Origin of the sequence: Dietzia sp. UBA5065 (assembly GCA_002415925.1) — a bacterium.
Lineage (GTDB): Bacteria > Actinomycetota > Actinomycetes > Mycobacteriales > Mycobacteriaceae > Dietzia.
Genome location: DIAZ01000083.1, coordinates 17,560 through 36,010, shown reverse-complemented (window position 1 = coordinate 36,010; position 18,451 = coordinate 17,560). Strand labels below are relative to the sequence as shown.

The window sequence follows — 18,451 nt, the reverse complement described above, 5'->3', positions numbered from 1 at the left end:
ACTTTAATGCACCGCCTGAAACAGGTTGCAAGTATGGTGCATGATATGACGGACATCAGTGCAGACAGTCGTCCGACCGTGGTGACGGCGGACGTCATCGTGGTGGGCATGGGAATCGCCGGCGCGTGCGCGGCGATCGAGGCCGCCGAGGCCGGTGCGTCGGTGGTGGCGCTCGAGGGAGCCTCCGGCCCCGGCGGCTCGTCGGCGCAGTCCGGCGGCGAGGTCTACCTCGGCGGCGGCACCGCCACCCAGGAGGCACTGGGGATCCCCGACACGGTGGAGGCCATGCGGGCGTTCCTCACCGCCGCGCTCGGTCCCAACGCCGACGAGGCCAAGATCGCCGACTACTGCGCCGGGTCGCGCGAGCACCACGACTGGCTGGTCGCGCACGGCGCCGTGTTCAACCACAAACTGTGGGACACCCCCACCTGGATGCCGGGCGACGACTCGGGGCTGATGTGGATGGGTGAGCGGGCCGAGCCGTTCGCCTCCGCCGCCGCCCCGGCCGCGCGCGGCCACCGCCCCCCCGCCCCCAACTTCGCGGGCGGCCTGCTCATGGACGCCCTCGTGGCCACGGCGGACAAGGCGGGCGTCACCACGCACTGCGACGTCAAGGCCCGCTCCCTGATCGTGGAGGACGGCCGGGTGGTGGGGGTCCGGGCCACCGAGTTCGGCGCGGAGCGCGAGTACCGCGCCACCGGCGGCGTGGTGCTGGCCACGGGCGGGTTCGTCGACAACGACCGCATGCTCGAGCAGTGGGCGCCCCAGCAGTTGGGCAAGGACAAGGTCTCCGACGGTCGCGACGACGGGTCGGGCATCGAGATGGGGATGGAGATCGGCGCCGCCGTGCGCCGGATGCACCAGACCGAGACCGCGATGCTCATCATCCCCCGCCTCGTGGTGGGCGCGATGCTCGTCGACGGCGACGGCCAGCGCTTCATCAACGAGGAGGTCTACCCCGGCCTGTACTGCCACGCGGCGGTCCACCACCGCCGGCCGCCGGTGTGGGTGATCATCGACGAGAAGGGGATCGAGGACGTCCCGGAGGCCGAGCTGTGGGGCATGCAGCCAATGCACGCCGCGGAGACGATCGAGGAGCTGGCCGCGGACTGCGGGCTGCCCGCCGACGCGCTCGCGGACCAGCTGCGCCGCTACAACGCCGGCGCCGAGCGCGGCGAGGACCCGCAGTTCGGCAAGAGCGCGCAGTGGGTCCGCCCGCTGGAGCCGCCGTTCGGCGCGTACCCCACCGGGGCGGGCGGGCCCGACTCGTACAACGGCCTGCCCCTCAAGGCGCAGGGCTTCACCCTTGGCGGCCTGCACACGGACCTCGACTCGCGCGTGCTGGACCGCGCGGGCGAGGCCATCCCCGGCCTGTTCGCCGCCGGCCGCTGCACCCACGGCCTCCACGGCGACGGGTACATCTCCGGCACCTCCCTCGGCGACGGCTCGTTCTTCGGCCGGCGCGCCGGGCGCGGGGCGGCCGGCGCGACCGGGACGACCGAGGCGTGAGCGAGCCGTCGGTCGTCCCGCGCCGTGACCGGCCGACCGTGGCCCTCGGACCGCTGGTTCCGGGGCGCGGTGGTGGCGAGCCGATCGACCGGATCGACGACGACGAGGCCGGCCTCTTCGCCCTCGTCGAGCAGGTCCGCCGGATCCGCGCGCTGACCACCGGTGGGTTGTTCGACACGGACCTCGCCCCGCTGACCGACCGGGTGCGCGAGGTGGCCGACCGGTTGGAGGCCGCGTCGGCGAGTCCGGAGCGCAGGCAGTCCGTCACGTGGTCGACCTGGGACTTCCTCACCAACTGCCCGGTGGTCGGGCGGTCCAACGTGCTGGCCCCGCCGCTGGGGTTCGAGATGCTGGGGGACGGGACGCTGCGCGCCGAGGTGACGTTGGGGCTGGAGTACCAGGGTCCGCCGGCGTGCGTGCACGGCGGCGTGGTCTCGCTGTTGTTCGACGCCGTGCTGGGCCGGGTGAACTACCACGCCGGCAGCACCGGGATGACCGTGTACCTCGACGTGGACTACCGCAGCCCCACCCCGATCCTCGAGCCGATCGTGGTGACCGGTCGGCAGGTCAGGGTGGACGGACGCAAGATCTGGGCGCAGGGCGCCATCCATGCGGGGGACCGGCTGTGTGCGACCGCCGAGGGCATGTTCGTCACTCCCGACGGTCTGCTCCAGGAGAACCGGGACCGGATGGTCCGGGGCCCTGTCGACGGCTGACGGCGGGGGCGGGACTGGGCCGGAGTAGATTCTGTGGCCGTGACCACCGACAGCACCGCCCCCGACGACCGTCCCCTCGGCACGACCGACCCCGCCTCCGCCCCCACGGAGGGAACACCGTTCCTGCCCCAGGTCGACGACGCCTCCGGCGCCACCGCCCTCGCCCGCGAACTGCGTCGTCTCCGGGGTCTGGTCGCGGGTTCGGTGTACGAGGACGTCCACGACGCCGTGGCGACCGTCCGCGCTCTCGTCGACCACCTGGAGGCCGTGGGGACCAAGGTCCGGCCGGCCGACTACGCCACCTGGGGCGTGCCGGAGCACATCGCCTCGAACCCCGCGATCGGCAGCCGCAACCCGGTGTCCCCGCCGCTGGAGCCGGTGGTGTTCCCCGACGGCACCGTGCGGGCCGAGCTGCGGTTGGGCATCGAGTACCAGGGCCCTCCCGGGTGCGTGCACGGTGGGATCGTCGCGCTGATCTTCGACGAGATGCTGGGCCTGGCCAACGCGGCGGCCGGGAGCGTGGGCATGACGGCGGATCTGCGGGTGGTCTACAAATCGCCGACGCCGCTGTACTCGCCGTTGCGCTTCGAGGCCCGCCAGGACCGGGTCGACGGCCGCAAGATCTGGGCCGGCGCCACGCTGCACGCCGGGGACACCCTCTGCGCCACCGCCGAGGCCCTGTTCATCGAGCCGAGGGGAATCCGCGACGCCGACCGCGGCCGGCCCATCGAGGGCTGACCATCCCGCCCGCGGCGGTGCCTCAGTTCCCGCGCAGCGCCTTCATCCGCTTGTGCGCCCCGGCCACGATCCGTCCGCGGTCGACCCCGGAGGAGAACTCGACGCCCTTGCGGTTGCCCTCGCCGCCGCAGACGTGGACGGGTCCGGCGCCGATGGAGGCCAGGACCTCCTCCGCGACCTCCGCGGGTTCGCTGACGGTCATCCCCGGCAGGTCCATGTCCAGGCCGGCGCGGATCATGGCGGGGGTCCGGGTGACGCCGAGGATCACCTCGACCACGTCCACCCCGTGCTCCCGCATCTCCAGCCACAGGCCCTCGACAAAGACCCGGCTGAACGCCTTGGCCGCCGAGTAGATGCTCATGTCGGCGTGGCCGAGGTAGCCGGCCATCGAGCCCATCACCACGATGCCGCCGCGGCCGCGGGCCGTGAGGCCGGGTCCGAACTGCCGGATGATCTGCATGGGCGAGGTGATGTTGAGGTCGATCACCTTCTGCACCTGCGCCATGTCGGCCTCGACGAACTCGCAGCCGTAGGTGTTGGCCCCGGCGTTGAGCACGAGCAGGCCCAGGTCGAGGCCCTCGCAGGCCTCGGCGATGGTCGCGGTGGCGCCGGGCTCGGTGAGGTCCACCGGCACGATGCGGCAGTCCACGCCCCTCGCGCGGACGGCCTCGGCGGTCTCCTCGAGGGGGCCGGTCTTGCGGGCGACCAGCACGGAGGAGACGCCGCGGTCGGCGAGACGGAACGCGATCTCGGCGCCCACGCCCTCGCTCCCCCCCACGATCAGCGCCCAGGGGCCGTAGGTCTCGGCATCGAAAGTCTTCGGATTGACGGGTGTCGACATACGCTTGAGTGTATGGCTAGCGACAGCGATGGTCCCTCGACACACCGGGGACCCCTCCCCCGCCACGAGGCCGTGGACAACTTTCAGCTCCACAGCATGCGGGAACTCCTGGGCGAGTCGTTCGACCCGATCCCGGTCCCGGACCTCCCCCCCGCGGACCCGGAGCTGGACCGTTCGGTGGCGGCCCTCCGCAGGATCAGGGACGCGATCTCCGGACTCGCCCACTCGGAGGTGGAGTTGGGTGACATCGCCGACCGGCTGGAGGAGGTGGCCGAGCTGCTCGAGCCGAGGGTTCCGGACCCCGCCACGCGACTGGCCACCATGTGGACCGGTGCCGGGTCCCGGCGGGCGAACCCGGTGGGCGGCCAGGAGAATCCGATCGCCCCGCCGGTGCACTTCCACGCCCACGACGACGGATCGGTGAGGGCGGAGCTGACCCTGGGGCTCGCCTACCAGGGCCCGCCGGGATGCGTCCACGGCGGGATCAGCGCGCTGATCATCGACCACATGATGGGTTTCGCCAACCACTGGGGGGGCCGGTACGGGATGACCGCGCACTACGAGATCGACTACCGCTCGCCGACCCCCCTGCTCCAGCCGCTGCGGTTCCGGGCCTGGGTGCAGGAGGTCGACGGGCGCAAGACCTGGACCCACGCGACGATCCACGCGGGGGAGCGGCTCTGCGTGGAGGCGCGAGGGCTCTTCCTCGAGGCCAGCGTCCCCGTGCCGGGCAGGCCCGACCAACGCTCGACCATCGGAGACGGCCCGTAGTCAGCCACCCGTGGTCAGCCGAAGGTGTCAGCCCTGGACCTCGACCTGCACGACCTTCTGGAGGTAGGGCGCGATGACCGCGGTGAGGCCCGACGCCAACTGGTCGGGATCGTTCGGCGGCAGTGAGATGAAGCTGATCCCGATCCGGGCGATGATCGAGGCCGCCAGCCTGGCCTGCGACACCTCGATCCGCATCCAGCTCTCCGACAGGGCCGGGGTGAGGACCTCGGTGGCGCGCTCGATGAGCGGCCCGGCCTCGGTGGTGATCAGGCGCAGCAGGTCCGGCTTGATGTCCCCGGTGAGGAGGGCGCGGACCAGCGGATCGCGCCGGCTGGACAGCAGGAACCCGTTGATCCCCTCGTGCAGCGCGACCTCGATCTGACCGGGATGTCGGTCGATGGAGTCGCGGATCTCCCCGGCAAACGTCTCAGACAGCTGTAGAGCGTAGGCCTGGGCCAGGCCCTGGCGGTTGCCGAAGGTGCTGTACAGCGTCTGACGGCTCAGCCCGGCCGCCTTGGCCACGTCGGACATGGTGACCGCCGACCAGTCGCGCGAGCCCAGGAGCTCGTGCATGGCGTCGAACACGGTGGACCGCAGCGACCGGCGCTCCCCGCGGGCGTCGCCGGGGGAGCGCCGGTCGCTGGACGGGCGGCTGAGTGACATGGCCTCCATTGTTCCTGATCCTCCCTGCCGCGCGCGGCGCGGCTACCGCACGGGGAGGTAGTCGACCTTGTCCCGCACGCCGCAGTCCGAGCACCGCCAGGTGTCGGGAATCGCGGACCAGGGGGTGCCGGCCGGGAAGCCCTCGCGCGGCTCGCCGGCGGTCTCCGAGTAGTGGTGTCCGCAGTTGGGGCACACGTACTCCCCGGTCGGGGAGGTCTGGTCGGGGGCGATGTCGGTGTCCGGGAGCACCTGCTCGGCGACCGCGGTCGGTCCGGCCCCGTACCGCGCGAGGATCCTGTCGCGCTTGGACGGCTGGATGTTGGCGCGGGAGATGTCACCCCCGTAGTGGGCCAGGACGCGCTTGTCCATGACCCTGCGCCACAGCGGCGGCACGTACGCCAGCACCATCATCGTGGCGTACCCCGACGGCAGCTGGGGGGCCTGCTCGAAGCTGCGGAGCACCTGGTAGCGGCGCATGGGGTTGGCGTGGTGATCGGAGTGACGCTGGAGGTGGTAGAGGAAGATGTTGGTCACCAGGTGGTCCGAGTTCCACGAGTGCTCCGGGCGGCAGCGCTGGTAGCGGCCCGCGGAGGTCTTCTGGCGCAGCAGTCCGTAGTGCTCGAGGTAGTTGACCACCTCCAGCAGCGAGAACCCGAAGACGGCCTGGACGGCGAGCCAGGGGGCGATCTCCCACCCGAACACCGCGATCAGCCCGCCGAACAGCACGACGGTCATGAGCCAGGCGTTGAGGTTGTCGTTCCGGATGGTCCACGGGTTCTTGCCCAGGCGGCCGAGCCGCTCCTTCTCGAGCCGCCAGGCGGACGTCAGCGACCCGACCACGCTGCGCGGCAGGAAGGCCCAGAACGACTCGCCGAACCGCGAGCTGGCGGGATCCTCGGGCGTCGCGACGCGGGCGTGGTGGCCCCGGTTGTGTTCGATGAAGAAGTGGCCGTACCCGGTGGTGGCGAGCGCGACCTTGGAGAGCCACTTCTCGCTGCCCGCGATCTTGTGGCCGAGCTCGTGTGCGGTGTTGATCCCGATCCCGCCGGTGATCGCGACGGTCCAGGCCACGCCGATGGAGGCGGCGATCCCGAGGCCCCCGTCGTAGCCCAGCCACGACAGGTCGTCGGCCGACCACAGGTAGGCGGCCGCGATGAGGGACGCGTACTGGAAGGGGATGTACAGGTAGGTGCACCACCGGTAGAACGGGTCCGCCTCGAGCCGGTCCATCACCTCGTCCGGCGGGTTCTGCCCGTCGGCGCCCACGGCGAGGTCGCCCAGCGGGATCGCCACGTAGACCAGGACCGGGAGCAGGAACCACGCGACGGTGGCGGCGGGCCCCCAGCCCAGGGCGTTGAACCCCGCGACGAACGGCATGGACAGGAACAGGCCCATCGCGGGGATGAGCCCGAGCAGCCACAGGTACCGCTTGGCGTCGGTCCAGGCGTACGGCTCGACGTCGGCGTGGTGGTGGTGCGCGTCGTGGGCGTCCGCCCCCCCGGCCTGGCGGATGTACTCGGTGCTGGACATCGGACGACCTCCGAAGATCGACATGAGTGTGGCGTATGCCACTGTGTGGAGACCAGATTAGACAAAAGACGGCGTCGTGTCTAGACAAGCGCCGGGATTTTGTCCACGAGCGACGGCGACGAGCCTCGCGACCACGGGGCCGGGCCGGAATAAGTGGGCGGTGGGCCGGGTTGTACCGACCGGTCGTCGGGACTCCTCTCCCGGCGTCAGAGGAGTCGACGACGTGACAATGCAGCAGGCCGCCATGCGTACGCTCATGCGGGCCGAGAACACCAACATCTCACTGGATCGAAGCGTCTTCACCCGCGAGAACTTCCGCCGCATCGGGCGGTTCGCCCGCCCGCACACCCGGCTGATCGTCCTCTTCCTCATCCTGTCCGTCTTCGGTGCCACCCTCGCCGTGGTCACCCCGCTGCTCGCGGGCCGGGTGGTCACCGCGATCGTCGACCGGGCCGAGGTGCGCGTCATCTTCCTGCTCGCCGCGGCCATCGCCGTGATCGGTCTGGTCGAGGCGGTCAACAACGTCGTCACCCGCCTGTGGTCCGCCCGCATCGGTGAGGGTCTGATCCTGGACCTGCGCAGGTCGGTCTTCGACCACGTCCAGACCATGCCGGTCGCCTTCTTCATGCGCACCCGGACAGGTGCGCTGGTGAGCCGGCTCAACAATGACGTCATGGGCGCCCAGCGCGCGTTCTCCGACACCCTCTCCGGGGTGGTGTCGAACCTCGTCCAGTTGGTGTTGACGCTGATCGTCATGGCGGGGCTCAACTGGCAGTTGACGGTGATGTCGGTCCTGCTGTTGCCGGTCTTCCTCTTCCCCGCCCGGTACGTGGGCCGGCGCCTCGCCCGCCTCCGTCGCGAGGCCTCGGACCTCAACGCCTCGATGAACGACCAGATGACGGAACGCTTCAACGCCGGCGGCGCCACGCTGGTCAAGCTCTTCGGCCGCCCCGAGGCGGAGTCGGCCGAGTTCGCCTCGCGCGCCGGCCGGGTCCGGGGGATCGGCGTCCGCACGGCGCTGCTCATGAGCGTGTTCATGAACTCCCTGACCCTGGTCTCCACCCTCGCCCTGGCACTGGTCTACGGCGTGGGCGGATGGTTCGCCCTCAACGGCGGGATGGACGCGGGCTCCGTCGTGGCGCTGGCCCTCCTGCTCACCCGCCTGTACGGCCCGCTGACCTCGCTGGCCAACGCGCCCATGGACGTGGTGACCGCGATCGTCAGCTTCGAGCGCGTCTTTGAGGTCCTGGACCTGGAACCGCTGCTCAAGGACTCCCCGGACGCCGTGGACATCCCGGAGGGCCCGGTGACCATCGAGTTCGAGGACGTCCGGTTCTCCTACCCCTCGGCGGACAAGGTCTCCCTGGCCTCGCTCGAGGAGGTCGCCGTGCTCGACTCCCGGGGTGGGCAGGAGGTCCTCCACGGGGTCAGCTTCCGGGCCGACCCGGGGCAGATGGTCGCGCTCGTCGGGTCGTCCGGCGCCGGGAAGTCGACCATCGCGTCACTGCTCCCGCGGCTGTACGACGTGGACTCCGGTGCGGTCCGGGTATCCGGTCTCGACGTGCGCGAGGTCACCTCGTCGTCGTTGCGCCGGACGGTCGGCATGGTCACCCAGGACGGCCACCTCTTCCACGACACGATCCGGGCCAACCTGACCTTCGCCCGGCCCGAGGTCACCGACGAGGTGGTCTGGGACGCGCTGCGGCGGGCCCGGCTGGAGGACCTGGTCCACTCGCTCCCGGACGGCCTGGACACCGTGATCGGTGACCGCGGCTACCGCCTCTCCGGCGGCGAGCGCCAGCGTCTCACCATCGCCCGGCTGCTCGTCGCCGAACCCTCCGTCGTGGTGCTGGACGAGGCCACCAGCGCGCTGGACTCCACCAACGAGTCCGCCGTCCAGGAGGCCCTCGGCGAGGCGATGTCCCACCGGACCTCGCTCGTGATCGCGCACCGGCTGTCCACGGTCCGGGCGGCCGACCGCATCCTCGTCCTGGAGGGGGGAACGGTCGTGGAGTCCGGCACGCACGCCGAGCTGCTGGCCGCCGGGGGCCGCTACACCGAGCTCTACGAGACGCAGTTCGCGGACCAGGAGTAGCGGCCGGTCAGACCGCGCCCGCGGCGATCGCCGCCGCGACCCGGTCGGTGTCCTGACCGGTCCACCCGGGGGGATCGAGGATCGCGGCCCACATCCAGGCCGCGTCCGGGCCGAAGGAGTGCCCGTGACCGTCGGGGACGTCCGCCGAGAACACCATGTCCAGGGTCACCTGCCAGAACGTCACGAACGGCATCCACCGCACACCGGGGTCGAGGTCGGGGCCGAGGGGCTCGCGCAGCCAGTCCGGCCGCTGCAGCAGCAGGTCGAACGACCACCAGGTGATCGGGTCGGACGCGTGCTGCCAGTACACCACCCGGGGCGAGCCCCACGGTGCGCCCTCGAGGTCGAGGTCCGGTCCGCCCGCCGCGAATCGCACGTGCTCGCCGCCGTCCACCACCGGGAGCCGCTCCGGGGAACCGGGGTCGCGGTGGGCGGTGACGTAGGCCCACTGCGGGGAGAAGTTCGGCGTCCCCACCCAGAGCGCGCCGTCGGTCCGGGCCACCATGTCCTGCGTTCCCCCGAACGCGCTCTGGCCGCCGAACGACCCCAGGCTCTCGCCGAAGGTCACCAGCTCCGGGCGCTCGCCCTCGGGACGGTCCTGCACGGCCCGCTCCACGGCCTCGAACAGGGCGCGGCCGGCGATCTGCGGCGACTCGCGGTCGGCGAGGAAGGACAGGGGGCTGGGCAGGAACGAGTACTGCATGGCGGCGATCGCGGAGTCGCCCCCGGCCGTGTACTCGAGTCCCGCGGCGACCCCGGCGTTGACCCAGCCGCGGCCGGTCGTGGTGGCCACCGCCACGACCGACCGGTCGAACGCCCCCGTGCGCTCGAGCTCGTCCACCACCAGGTCGGCGACCTCCTCGATGGTCGCGGCGGCGTCATGCCCGGCGTAGACGCGGATCGGGGTGAGCGCCGGTCGCCCGGTCACCTCGGCGATCCGTGCGGCGGAGGGCCCGCCCGCGACGAACGTCCGCCCCTCCTTGCCCAGGCTCTCCCACGGCTGCGTGGACGCCGGCGAGCCGGACCTCTCGGGGGCGTCGGGCCGCCAGACGCCGTCGGCGGTGCCGTTGTCCGCGGCGGCGGCCATCCTCCCCGCCGCCCCGAGCAGGCCGCGGTAGGCCACACCGTTGACCGACAGCACGGCGATCACCGCCACCAGGACCAGGGCCACCAGCCGGGCGACGGGGGTCGGGACACGGCGCGCGACGACCCGGGTCAGCGCGGCGGTGCCCCGCCGGATCCCGCGCGCCGCCGCGAGGAGCAGCGCCGCGACCGCCACGGCCAGCACCAGGACCAGCAGGTAGTTGGCCCGGTCGATGCGCTCGACCCCCGCCAGGTCCCGGGTGATCTGCTGCCACCACGAGCCCAGGACCAGGAACGTCGGCACCGTGACCGCCGCCGCGGCGGCGAGCGCCCACCAGCCGATCCGGCGGAGTCGCGCGGGGACGTCCGGGGAGACACCGCAGGACCGGACCGCCCAGGCGAGCAGACAACCCAGGCCGTATCCGGTCGCGAGGCTGATGCCCGTCGCCAGCGCCTGCAGGTACCAGGCCCGGGGCAACAGCGACGGCGTCATGGACCAGACGAAGAACAGCAGCGCCAGCGTGAGCCCGGCCGGGTGGAGCGATCGTGCGTACTCGCGGATCCGGACCGCGGCGGGGGAGGTGGGCATCGTCCGTCCAAGTGGCTCGTGACCGGAGCGGACCGCCCGGCGCGTGCACGAAGCATATCTGCCTCCGCGCACGCGCCGAGGGCTCAGCTCTCCAGGTTCAGGCCCAGCTCGCGGGCCGCGAGGGCGGCGTACTTGGAGGTCTGCTCGAAGGCGGACTCGAGGGGCTGGGCGTCGGTGAGGTCGGCGATCTCGTTCCAGCGTTCGGCCACGACCTCGGGGGTGCGGGCACCGTCGGGGAGGTAGACGCCGCGGCTCTCGACCATCTGGGAGACGGCGAACACGCCCGCGCCGGCGCCGAGGATGGTCTTGGTGGGGGCCTGGTCGCTGACCATGAACAGGGCGCCGGGGGCGATGGTCTCCGGGCCCATGATGTCCAGCACCTGCTGGGGGAGCAGGTCCTCGGTCATGCGGGTCGCGGCGGTGGGGGCGATGGCGTTGACCCTGATGTCCTTCTTCGCGCCCTCGATGGCCAGGACGTTCATGAGGCCGACGAGGCCGGACTTGGCGGCGGCGTAGTTGGACTGCCCGAAGTTCCCGTAGATGCCGGAGGTGGAGGTGGTCATGAGGATGCGGCCGTAGCCGGCCTCGGCCATGTGGGGCCAGACGGCCTTGGTGCAGTTGACCGAGCCCATGAGGTGCACCTCGAGGACCTTGCGGAAGTCGTCGGTGGACATCTTGGCGAAGGACTTGTCGCGCAGGATGCCGGCGTTGTTGATGAGGACGTCGATGCGTCCCCACTTCTCGATCACCGAGGAGACCAGGGCGTCGACCGCGGCCTCGTCGGTGATGTCGTTGCCGTCGACCATGGCCTGGCCGCCGGCGGCGGTGATCTCGTCCACGACGAGTTGGGCCGCCGAGGCGGTGCCGCCCTCGCCGTGGACGTCGCCGCCCAGGTCGTTGACGACCACCTTGGCGCCGCGCTCGGCCAGCGCGAGGGCGTAGGCGCGGCCGAGGCCGCCGCCGGCGCCGGTGATGATCGCGACGCGATCGGTGAAGTCGATGGTGTGGGCCATGAGGTGCTCCTGGGGTCGGGAGGGGATCGGGTGGAGTGGTGTGCGGGCTGGTCAGCCGAGTTCGCCGCGGACGTACGCCTCGTAGGCCGGGAGGTCGAGGAAGCCGTGTCCGGACAGGCCGATCACGATGGACGGGCCGGTACCCGCCTCGCCGGTGTGCTTGCGGGCCTCGGCCACCGCGCCGGCGATCGCGTGGGTGGACTCGGGGGCGGGGACGATGCCCTCGGCCTTGGCGAACTCCACTCCGGCGGCGAACGCCACGTTCTGCTCCACCGCGATGGAGTCGAGCAGGCCGAGGTGCTTGACGTGGCTGACCAGCGGCGCCATCCCGTGGTAGCGGAGGCCGCCCGAGTGGATGGGGTCGGGCACGAAGTCCTGGCCGAGCGTGTACATCTTCATGAGCGGCGTCAGCCCGGCCACGTCACCGTGGTCGTATCGGAACTCGCCCTCGGTCATGGACGGGCAAGCCGTCGGCTCCACGGCGACGACCCTGGTCTGCGCCCCGGCCAGGTTCTCGCGGATGAACGGGAACGCGAGGCCGGCGAGATTGGAGCCGCCTCCGGCGCAACCGAAGAGGTAGTCGGGCGCGCCCTCGCCGAACATCTCGAGCTGCTTGAGCGCCTCCTCGCCGATGATCGTCTGGTGCAGGCACACGTGGTTGAGCACGGAACCCAACGAGTACCGGGACTCCGCGTCGCCGGCCGCGACCTCCACCGCCTCGGACACCGCCATGCCCAACGACCCCGGGGTCTCGGGATCCTTGGCCAGGAAGGACCGGCCGGCCTCGGTGAGGTCGGAGGGGCTCGGGTGCACCGTGGCGCCGAAGGTCTCCATGAGCATCCGGCGGTACGGCTTGGACTCGAACGAGGCCTTGACCTGCCACACCTCCACCTCGATGCCGAAGGCCTGACCGGCAAACGCGAGGGAGGCCCCCCACTGGCCGGCCCCGGTCTCGGTGGTGAGCTTGGTGATGCCCTCGGCCGCGTTGTAGTAGGCCTGCGCCACGGCGGTGTTGGGCTTGTGCGACCCGACCGGGCTGGTGCCCTCGTACTTGTAGAAGATCCGTGCGGACGTGCCGAGCGCCTTCTCGAGGCGCCGGGCGCGGATGAGGGGCGAGGGACGCCACAGCCGGTAGATCTCCTGCACGGCCTCCGGGATCTCCACGTAGCGCTCGGGCGTGACCTCCTGCTCGATGAGCGCCATCGGGAAGAGCGGCGCCAGATCCTCGGGACCGAGAGGCTCCCTGGTGCCGGGGTGCAGGTGCGGCGCCATCGGCTCGGGCAGGTCCGCCTGGATGTTGTACCAATGGGTCGGCATCTCGCTCTCGGGGAGAATTGCCTTGACCAGCGAGCCGGACGCGTCTGTCGTCATGTGGTGTCCTCGGAGGGTGTGTGTGGGGGGTGAGCCGCGTCTCATCCTAGGAGGTCTCGCCGCATGGGCAGGTGGGGGATCCTCTCATCGAGGTAGTCCTCGCCGCTGCGGACGAAGCCGAACCGCTCGTACCACCCCTCCAGATGGGCCTGCGCGCCGATCTCGACGGGCCGCTCCCCGCACAGTGCGAGGCCCCGCCGGATCAACCGGGCGGCGATCCCCCGCCCCCGCCATCCGGGTGCCGTGCACACGCGCCCGAGGTGCATGGCCCCGCCGTGGTCGTCGGGGCCGAAGACCCGCAGGGTCGCCACGAGCCGGTCCGGCTCACCCGCGTCGCCCGGGGTCCAGGCCAGGAGGTGGGTGGTCCCGGGGTCCGCGTCGACGTCGTCGATCTCCGCGTACGGGCACTCCTGCTCGGCGACGAAGACGTCCACGCGCAGCTTGTACAGCGCGTGGACGTCCATCGGGCCCAACCCGGCCAGGGGAGAGGCGAGGAGCCTGAGGTCGGGGTGGTCGCTCGGCTCGTCCCCGCGTGTCACTCGCCGGTCGTGGACCCGTCGCCGGGCACGTCGTCCGACGGCTGCGGCGCGGAACCGGCCGCCGCACCCGGGACGGCGCTGCCGGCGGCGGGCGAGGTGTCGGCGTCCTGGTCGGCGGGTCCCTCGGGATCGGGGGAGTCGATGGTCAGGTCCTCGCCCGTCTCGCCCGTCTCGGCCGGCGCGGCCGCGGGGGCCGGAGCCGGCGCCGACGGACCGGGGCCGCGGAGGAAGTACGCGGTGGCGCCCGCCACCGCGGCCCCACCGGCGAGGCCGACGATCCACAGCGGGGCGAAGCGCCGCATCGGGCTGCGCTTGGCCTGGGGCTGGGCGAGGGCGGAGGTCTGCTCGCGCAGCGCCTCGGCGTGCTGCCTGGCGTCCGCGGCGAGGCCGCCGAGGATCTCGGCCTGCTCGGCGCGACGGTCACGCACCACCTGGAGGCCGCGGCTCGCACCGAAGAGGGCCAGGCCCACGGGCCCGCGGGTGGCGGCGAGGGCGGCCTCGCCGAGGAACCGGGGGTCCTTGAGATCGAACGCCTTGCGGGCGGCGGTCCTGGCGGCCCGGATCTCCTTCTCGGCCTGCTTCACTGCTTCTCGCTCGGCGGCGCGGTCGCTTCGTCTGCTCATGGGTAGATGGTGGCACAGGCCCCGGGTGCCGACCACCTCCTCGCCGACATCGCCCGCGGGGGCGTGGCAGGATGGAGCGCGTGAGCATCGCAACGCAGACGGCAACCATCCACACGAACAAGGGCGACATCGTCGTCGAGCTGTTCGGCAACCACGCACCCGAGACGGTCGCGAACTTCGTCGGCCTGGCCGACGGGTCGAAGGACTACTCCCAGGCCAACGCCAAGGGCGAGAAGACCGGTCCGTTCTACGACGGCTCGGTCTTCCACCGCGTCATCTCCGGCTTCATGATCCAGGGCGGAGACCCCACCGGCACCGGGCGCGGCGGCCCGGGCTACCAGTTCAAGGACGAGTTCCACCCCGAGCTGCAGTTCTCCGAGCCCTACCTGCTGGCCATGGCCAACGCCGGCCCGGGGACCAACGGTTCGCAGTTCTTCGTCACCGTCGGCCCCACGCCGCACCTGAACAACCGGCACACCATCTTCGGCAAGGTCGCGGACGCGGACTCGCAGAAGGTCATCGACGCCATCGCCACCACCAAGACCGGCGCCATGGACCGCCCGGTCGAGGACGTCGTGATCGAGTCGATCGAGATCTCCTGACGGACCATCCGTCCGCACCGGCGGCGCGGGACCGGGGGAACCGGTCCCGCGCCGCCGGTCTGTCAGCCCGATCGGCCAGGACCCCATGAGCACCCAGACCCACGGCGGTGGCGCCATCTCGCGCTTCTTCCGCCTCCAGCCGGTGACCGCGTGGCTCATCACGGCCAACGTCGCCGTCTACGCGGCCACGGCGGCGCAGGCCCGCAGCCTCCTCGCCAACAACGCGTCGCCGCTGTTCGAGGCCACCGCGCTCTACCCGCCCGTGGTGGTGGTGCGGGACGAGTGGTGGCGGCTGCTCACCTCCGCCTTCCAGCACTTCGGCCCGATGCACCTCCTGCTCAACATGTACATGTTGTGGATCCTCGGGATGGGGATCGAGCGCAGCATCGGTCACGCGCGGTTCCTCGCGCTGTACCTGGTTTCGGCGCTCGGCGGATCCGTGGCGGTGATGTTCTTCGGCCAGGACGCCCTCACCGCCGGGGCGTCCGGTGCGATCTTCGGCCTGATGGGCGCGTACGCCATCGTCGCGGTGTCGATGCGCCTGGACGCCAGGGGGATCGGGATCCTGCTGGCGTTGAACGTCGTGGTGAGCTTCCTCATCCCCGGGATCTCGCTCGCCGCGCACCTCGGCGGCCTCGCGGTGGGGGCGCTCGCGGCGTTCGCGCTGGTCGTGCTGCCCCGCGGGTTGCCGGCCCGCGCGGGCCGCGGGACCCGCGAGACCGTGTCCTGGCTCGGCTATGTGGTGGTGGCGGCGCTCGTCGCGGCCGCGGGCTGGTACGCCGCCGACTCCATGACCCTGGGGTTCATCGTCACCGGCTGAGCTCGCCCGGCCCCCCGAAACCCATCCCGATGAGGGCCTCCGCGACCTCGCGCGGGTCGGCCCCCAGGTCGCCCCGCGTGAACACGTCGAGCTGCTCGCGTCCGCGGTCGTCCACGTACTCGAGTCGCATCAGGTGCTGGCGCACCCCCCACCGCGCGACCCCGAGCGTCCTGATCTCCACCATCTGCGCCGGCGGCACGAACAGCACCCCGCCGAGCTTCTTCACGGCCAGCAGCCCGTCCACCACCTCGATCCGCGGGCGGCGCAGCAACTGGAGGGCGCCGGCGGGGATGAGCAGGAGCGCCAGCAGCCCGGTCAGCAGGAGCCCCAGCGGGTCCCCGGTGGAGACGCCGGCCACCACCGCCACGATCCCGAGCGCGATCTGCACCGTCGGCCACACCGTTCCCGGCGACCAGGACGCGGCCCGGTGCGCACCGTCCGCCGTCGCTCCACCACTCATGCCGCCATCCTCCCCCATCCACAGGCGTTATCCACACTGTGGATGAATGACAACGGTGGAGTTCGATCCGCGTTCGAAGCGACGGGACCCCGACCTGCGACGTCGTCCTCGTCGTCGTCCCCTCGTGGTTATCCCCAGTGTGGAGGGAGTTGTCCACAGCCTGTGTGGGGCCCGCCGGGCTCAGGTGAACGCCGCTCACTCAGCTTGCCGACCGGTGTGACCTGCACCGATGTCAAATCCTGAGAAAAATGCAGGTCACCCCCCGCAGTGTGCGGGGGGTGACCTGTGGAGAACGCTGTGGATTGCCGTGACTCGCGGTCCGGCAGAGGCGGTGTACTACCGCCAGTTCATGGTCATGAGCAGTCCGACCACGGCCAGGCCGAAGCCGATGGCGAAGTTCTGCCACGTCTCGAGGTCGGCCATGAACGGGATCTTCTCGCCCGCGAGGTAGTACACGACCAGCCACGCCAGCCCGAGGAGCATGAGCGCGAACATGGTGATGAGGTACCAGCGCGACGTCGGCGTGCCCTTGACCTTGACGGGGGTGCGGCTGACGGCGGCGTCGGTGTACTCGGTCTTCGACCGGACCTTTGACTTGGGCATGGAGTCCTCGACTGCTGGGGGATGTCCGGGTCACTCTACCAAGCCCGGCGCCGGGCGTTCATCCCGCGGACGGCAGTACGCTGCATCTATGCGCATCCTCGTGGTCGACAACTACGACAGCTTTGTCTACAACCTGGTTCAGTACCTCGGGCAGTTGGGCGCGGCGTGTGACGTGTGGCGGAACGACGACGAGAGACTCGCGGGCCCGGACGGCCGCTACGACCCGGCCGGGCTGGAGCGCGTGATCCGGGAGTACGACGGCGTCCTGCTCAGCCCCGGGCCCGGAACGCCCGACCGGGCGGGGGCCACGATCCCGCTCATCGGCGTGTGCGGGCGGGCCGGCGTCCCCGTGCTGGGGGTGTGCCTGGGCCACCAGGCGATCGGCGAGGCGTTCGGGGCGACCGTCGACCGGGCCGCCGAGCTCATGCACGGTAAGACCAGCCAGGTCACCCACGACGACTCGGGCGTGCTCGCGGGCATCCCCAGCCCGTTCACGGCGACCCGCTACCACTCGCTGACGGTGCTGCCCGAGACGGTGCCCGCCGAGCTCGTGCCCACGGCGTGGACCGAGTCGGGGCTGATCATGGCGATGCGGCACCGGGATCTGCCCATCCACGGGGTGCAGTTCCACCCCGAGTCCGTGATGAGCGACGGCGGCCACCGGATGCTGGCCACCTGGCTGGGGATGTGCGGGGAGCGCCCGTCCGAGACGCTGGTGGCACGTCTCGAGGCCGAGCTCGACCGGGCCCGCGGCGCCGCGCTCGCCTGAGCCCCGCCGGCCGGGTCAGCCCGGTCCGGGGACGAGGCCGAAGCGGATCACCCGCACCACCACCTGGTCGTTGACGCCGGCCTCGCCGACCGGGGGCTGCTGGGAGTAGATCCTGCCGACCCGGCTGAGGTCGGGATCGTTCTGCGGCAGCTCGACCAGCTGGGCGCGGCCGCCCCGCCACCCGGCCCGCTCGAGCTCGGCCAGCGCGTCCGGGACGGTGTCACCGACCAGGTTGGGCATGGGGAAGCGGTTGCCCGCCGAGACCTGGAGCGTGATGGTCGCGCCCTTGAGCTGCGACTGCCCGGCGGAGGTGGACTGTTCCACCACCTGGCCCTCCGGGGCGGTGCCGTCGACGCGCCTGGTGTCCACGCGGAAGCCGGCGGACTCGAGCGTGGCGCGGGCGGAGTCGATGGGCTGGCCCACGACGCCCGGGACCAGGATCTGCTCGGGACCCGAACCCACGGTGAGCCTGACCGGCCGGTCGGAGGGCACCTGCGCTCCGGGCCCGGGATCGGTCCCCACCACCTTGTCCAGGTCCTCCGCGGTGGACGGACGGGCCTCGTTCTCCGGTGTCACCTGGAACCCGGCCTGCTCGAGGGTCCGGCGCGCGTCGGCCGGCGACATCCCCATGACGTTGGGCACGGAGAGGATCGGTTTGCCCGTAGACACCACGAGGACTATCTCGGATCCCACCGGCAGCCGTTTGCCCGCGATGGGGTCGGAGGACACCACGTGCCCCTCGGGGATCTGCGGGTCGGGCCGGGGGATCTGGACCGGCACGAGCCCGAGGGCCGTGAGCTCGGCGACGACCTCACCCGCCGGGCGCTGGGCGACCTCGGGGATCGTGATCTCCTGGACCTGCGCGACGTCGCCGCTGCGGCCCGAGGTGGCCCAGATCGACACGCCCGCGACCATGGCCAGGACCATGAGGACCGCCGCGGCGATCGTCACGCCGCGGGGCCGGTCCCGTCGACCGTCCGGGCCACCGTTCCGGGCGGCGGCGGTCCGCGAGGCCGCGACGGCGGTCCCCGCGCCCGCGCCCGCGGCCGGTCCGGGCAGCGGGTGCGCCTCGGTCGGGGCGTCGGAGGGGCCCCAGTCCGGTCGGCCCGAGCCGTA

Annotated in this window: 19 protein-coding genes; 8 read left to right on the top strand and 11 right to left on the bottom strand. The window is 71.8% G+C overall.

The window, feature by feature from the left end:
* Nucleotides 1-45: 45 nt before the first annotated feature.
* Genes B4M60_RS06255 through B4M60_RS06245 form a run of 3 tightly spaced genes read left to right on the top strand, consistent with a single transcriptional unit; the run spans nucleotide 46 to nucleotide 2,963 of the window.
* Nucleotides 46-1,509 carry an FAD-dependent oxidoreductase gene (locus B4M60_RS06255; RefSeq protein WP_291081326.1) on the top strand — a complete coding sequence of 488 codons (1,464 nt, stop codon included), beginning with the start codon at nucleotides 46-48 and terminating at the stop codon, nucleotides 1,507-1,509.
* Nucleotides 1,506-2,225 (top strand): PaaI family thioesterase, encoded by a 720-nt coding sequence (locus tag B4M60_RS06250; RefSeq protein ID WP_291081324.1) that lies wholly within the window; start codon nucleotides 1,506-1,508, stop codon nucleotides 2,223-2,225. The genes B4M60_RS06255 and B4M60_RS06250 overlap by 4 nt, the downstream gene beginning before the upstream one ends.
* 39 nt (nucleotides 2,226-2,264) lie before the next feature.
* A complete protein-coding gene (locus tag B4M60_RS06245; protein WP_291081322.1) occupies nucleotides 2,265-2,963 on the top strand; it encodes a PaaI family thioesterase in 699 nt (232 codons plus the stop codon).
* Nucleotides 2,964-2,985: 22 nt separating this feature from the next.
* Here the strand turns inward: B4M60_RS06245 and B4M60_RS06240 are convergent, their stop codons facing one another.
* The gene (locus B4M60_RS06240; RefSeq protein WP_291081320.1) at nucleotides 2,986-3,804 is read right to left on the bottom strand and encodes an SDR family NAD(P)-dependent oxidoreductase; all 819 of its coding nucleotides are present in this window, start codon (nucleotides 3,802-3,804) and stop codon (nucleotides 2,986-2,988) included.
* Between the two features lie 72 nt (nucleotides 3,805-3,876).
* Between B4M60_RS06240 and B4M60_RS06235 the strand changes: the two genes are divergently transcribed.
* Entirely contained in the window at nucleotides 3,877-4,575 is a 699-nt protein-coding gene (locus B4M60_RS06235; RefSeq protein WP_291081318.1) for a PaaI family thioesterase, read from the top strand.
* 27 nt (nucleotides 4,576-4,602) lie between these two features.
* Here the strand turns inward: B4M60_RS06235 and B4M60_RS06230 are convergent, their stop codons facing one another.
* Both B4M60_RS06230 and B4M60_RS06225 read right to left on the bottom strand, forming a co-directional pair.
* Nucleotides 4,603-5,238 (bottom strand): TetR/AcrR family transcriptional regulator, encoded by a 636-nt coding sequence (locus tag B4M60_RS06230; RefSeq protein WP_291081316.1) that lies wholly within the window; start codon nucleotides 5,236-5,238, stop codon nucleotides 4,603-4,605.
* A 42-nt stretch (nucleotides 5,239-5,280) separates the two neighbouring features.
* The gene (locus B4M60_RS06225; RefSeq protein WP_291081314.1) at nucleotides 5,281-6,768 is read right to left on the bottom strand and encodes a fatty acid desaturase; all 1,488 of its coding nucleotides are present in this window, start codon (nucleotides 6,766-6,768) and stop codon (nucleotides 5,281-5,283) included.
* A 229-nt stretch (nucleotides 6,769-6,997) separates the two neighbouring features.
* Between B4M60_RS06225 and B4M60_RS06220 the strand changes: the two genes are divergently transcribed.
* Entirely contained in the window at nucleotides 6,998-8,863 is a 1,866-nt protein-coding gene (locus tag B4M60_RS06220; protein ID WP_414646751.1) for an ABC transporter ATP-binding protein, read from the top strand.
* Between the two features lie 7 nt (nucleotides 8,864-8,870).
* On the opposite strand, the gene B4M60_RS06215 is transcribed toward B4M60_RS06220, so the two are convergent.
* The 5 genes from B4M60_RS06215 to B4M60_RS06195 form a co-directional block, all read right to left on the bottom strand.
* Nucleotides 8,871-10,535, bottom strand: a complete 1,665-nt coding sequence (locus B4M60_RS06215; protein WP_291081312.1) for an alpha/beta hydrolase — start codon at nucleotides 10,533-10,535, stop codon at nucleotides 8,871-8,873.
* A gap of 83 nt (nucleotides 10,536-10,618) precedes the next feature.
* The gene (locus B4M60_RS06210; protein ID WP_291081310.1) at nucleotides 10,619-11,548 is read right to left on the bottom strand and encodes an SDR family oxidoreductase; all 930 of its coding nucleotides are present in this window, start codon (nucleotides 11,546-11,548) and stop codon (nucleotides 10,619-10,621) included.
* A 51-nt stretch (nucleotides 11,549-11,599) separates the two neighbouring features.
* Nucleotides 11,600-12,919: a TrpB-like pyridoxal phosphate-dependent enzyme gene (locus B4M60_RS06205; RefSeq protein WP_291081308.1), complete on the bottom strand. Its 1,320-nt coding sequence runs from the start codon at nucleotides 12,917-12,919 to the stop codon at nucleotides 11,600-11,602.
* 41 nt (nucleotides 12,920-12,960) lie between these two features.
* A complete protein-coding gene (locus tag B4M60_RS06200; RefSeq protein ID WP_291081306.1) occupies nucleotides 12,961-13,458 on the bottom strand; it encodes a GNAT family N-acetyltransferase in 498 nt (165 codons plus the stop codon).
* Nucleotides 13,455-14,081 carry a hypothetical protein gene (locus B4M60_RS06195; RefSeq protein ID WP_291081304.1) on the bottom strand — a complete coding sequence of 209 codons (627 nt, stop codon included), beginning with the start codon at nucleotides 14,079-14,081 and terminating at the stop codon, nucleotides 13,455-13,457. Before B4M60_RS06195 ends, B4M60_RS06200 begins: the two co-directional genes overlap by 4 nt.
* A gap of 71 nt (nucleotides 14,082-14,152) precedes the next feature.
* Between B4M60_RS06195 and B4M60_RS06190 the strand changes: the two genes are divergently transcribed.
* Both B4M60_RS06190 and B4M60_RS06185 read left to right on the top strand, forming a co-directional pair.
* Nucleotides 14,153-14,683, top strand: a complete 531-nt coding sequence (locus B4M60_RS06190; protein ID WP_291081302.1) for a peptidylprolyl isomerase — start codon at nucleotides 14,153-14,155, stop codon at nucleotides 14,681-14,683.
* 85 nt (nucleotides 14,684-14,768) lie between these two features.
* The gene (locus B4M60_RS06185; protein WP_291081300.1) at nucleotides 14,769-15,503 is read left to right on the top strand and encodes a rhomboid family intramembrane serine protease; all 735 of its coding nucleotides are present in this window, start codon (nucleotides 14,769-14,771) and stop codon (nucleotides 15,501-15,503) included.
* Here B4M60_RS06185 and B4M60_RS06180 read toward each other — a convergent pair.
* Entirely contained in the window at nucleotides 15,493-15,963 is a 471-nt protein-coding gene (locus tag B4M60_RS06180; RefSeq protein WP_291081298.1) for a PH domain-containing protein, read from the bottom strand. The two genes, B4M60_RS06185 and B4M60_RS06180, sit on opposite strands and share 11 nt — an antisense overlap.
* A gap of 336 nt (nucleotides 15,964-16,299) precedes the next feature.
* Nucleotides 16,300-16,566 (bottom strand): cell division protein CrgA, encoded by a 267-nt coding sequence (gene crgA, locus B4M60_RS06175; RefSeq protein WP_291081296.1) that lies wholly within the window; start codon nucleotides 16,564-16,566, stop codon nucleotides 16,300-16,302.
* An 88-nt stretch (nucleotides 16,567-16,654) separates the two neighbouring features.
* Here crgA and B4M60_RS06170 point away from each other — a divergent pair, with 88 nt between their 5' ends.
* Nucleotides 16,655-17,335, top strand: coding sequence for an aminodeoxychorismate/anthranilate synthase component II (locus B4M60_RS06170; RefSeq protein WP_291081295.1), 681 nt, complete (start codon nucleotides 16,655-16,657; stop codon nucleotides 17,333-17,335).
* Nucleotides 17,336-17,350: 15 nt separating this feature from the next.
* On the opposite strand, the gene B4M60_RS06165 is transcribed toward B4M60_RS06170, so the two are convergent.
* A partial coding sequence (locus B4M60_RS06165; protein WP_291081293.1) for a Stk1 family PASTA domain-containing Ser/Thr kinase occupies nucleotides 17,351-18,451 on the bottom strand: 1,101 nt, incomplete at its 5' end.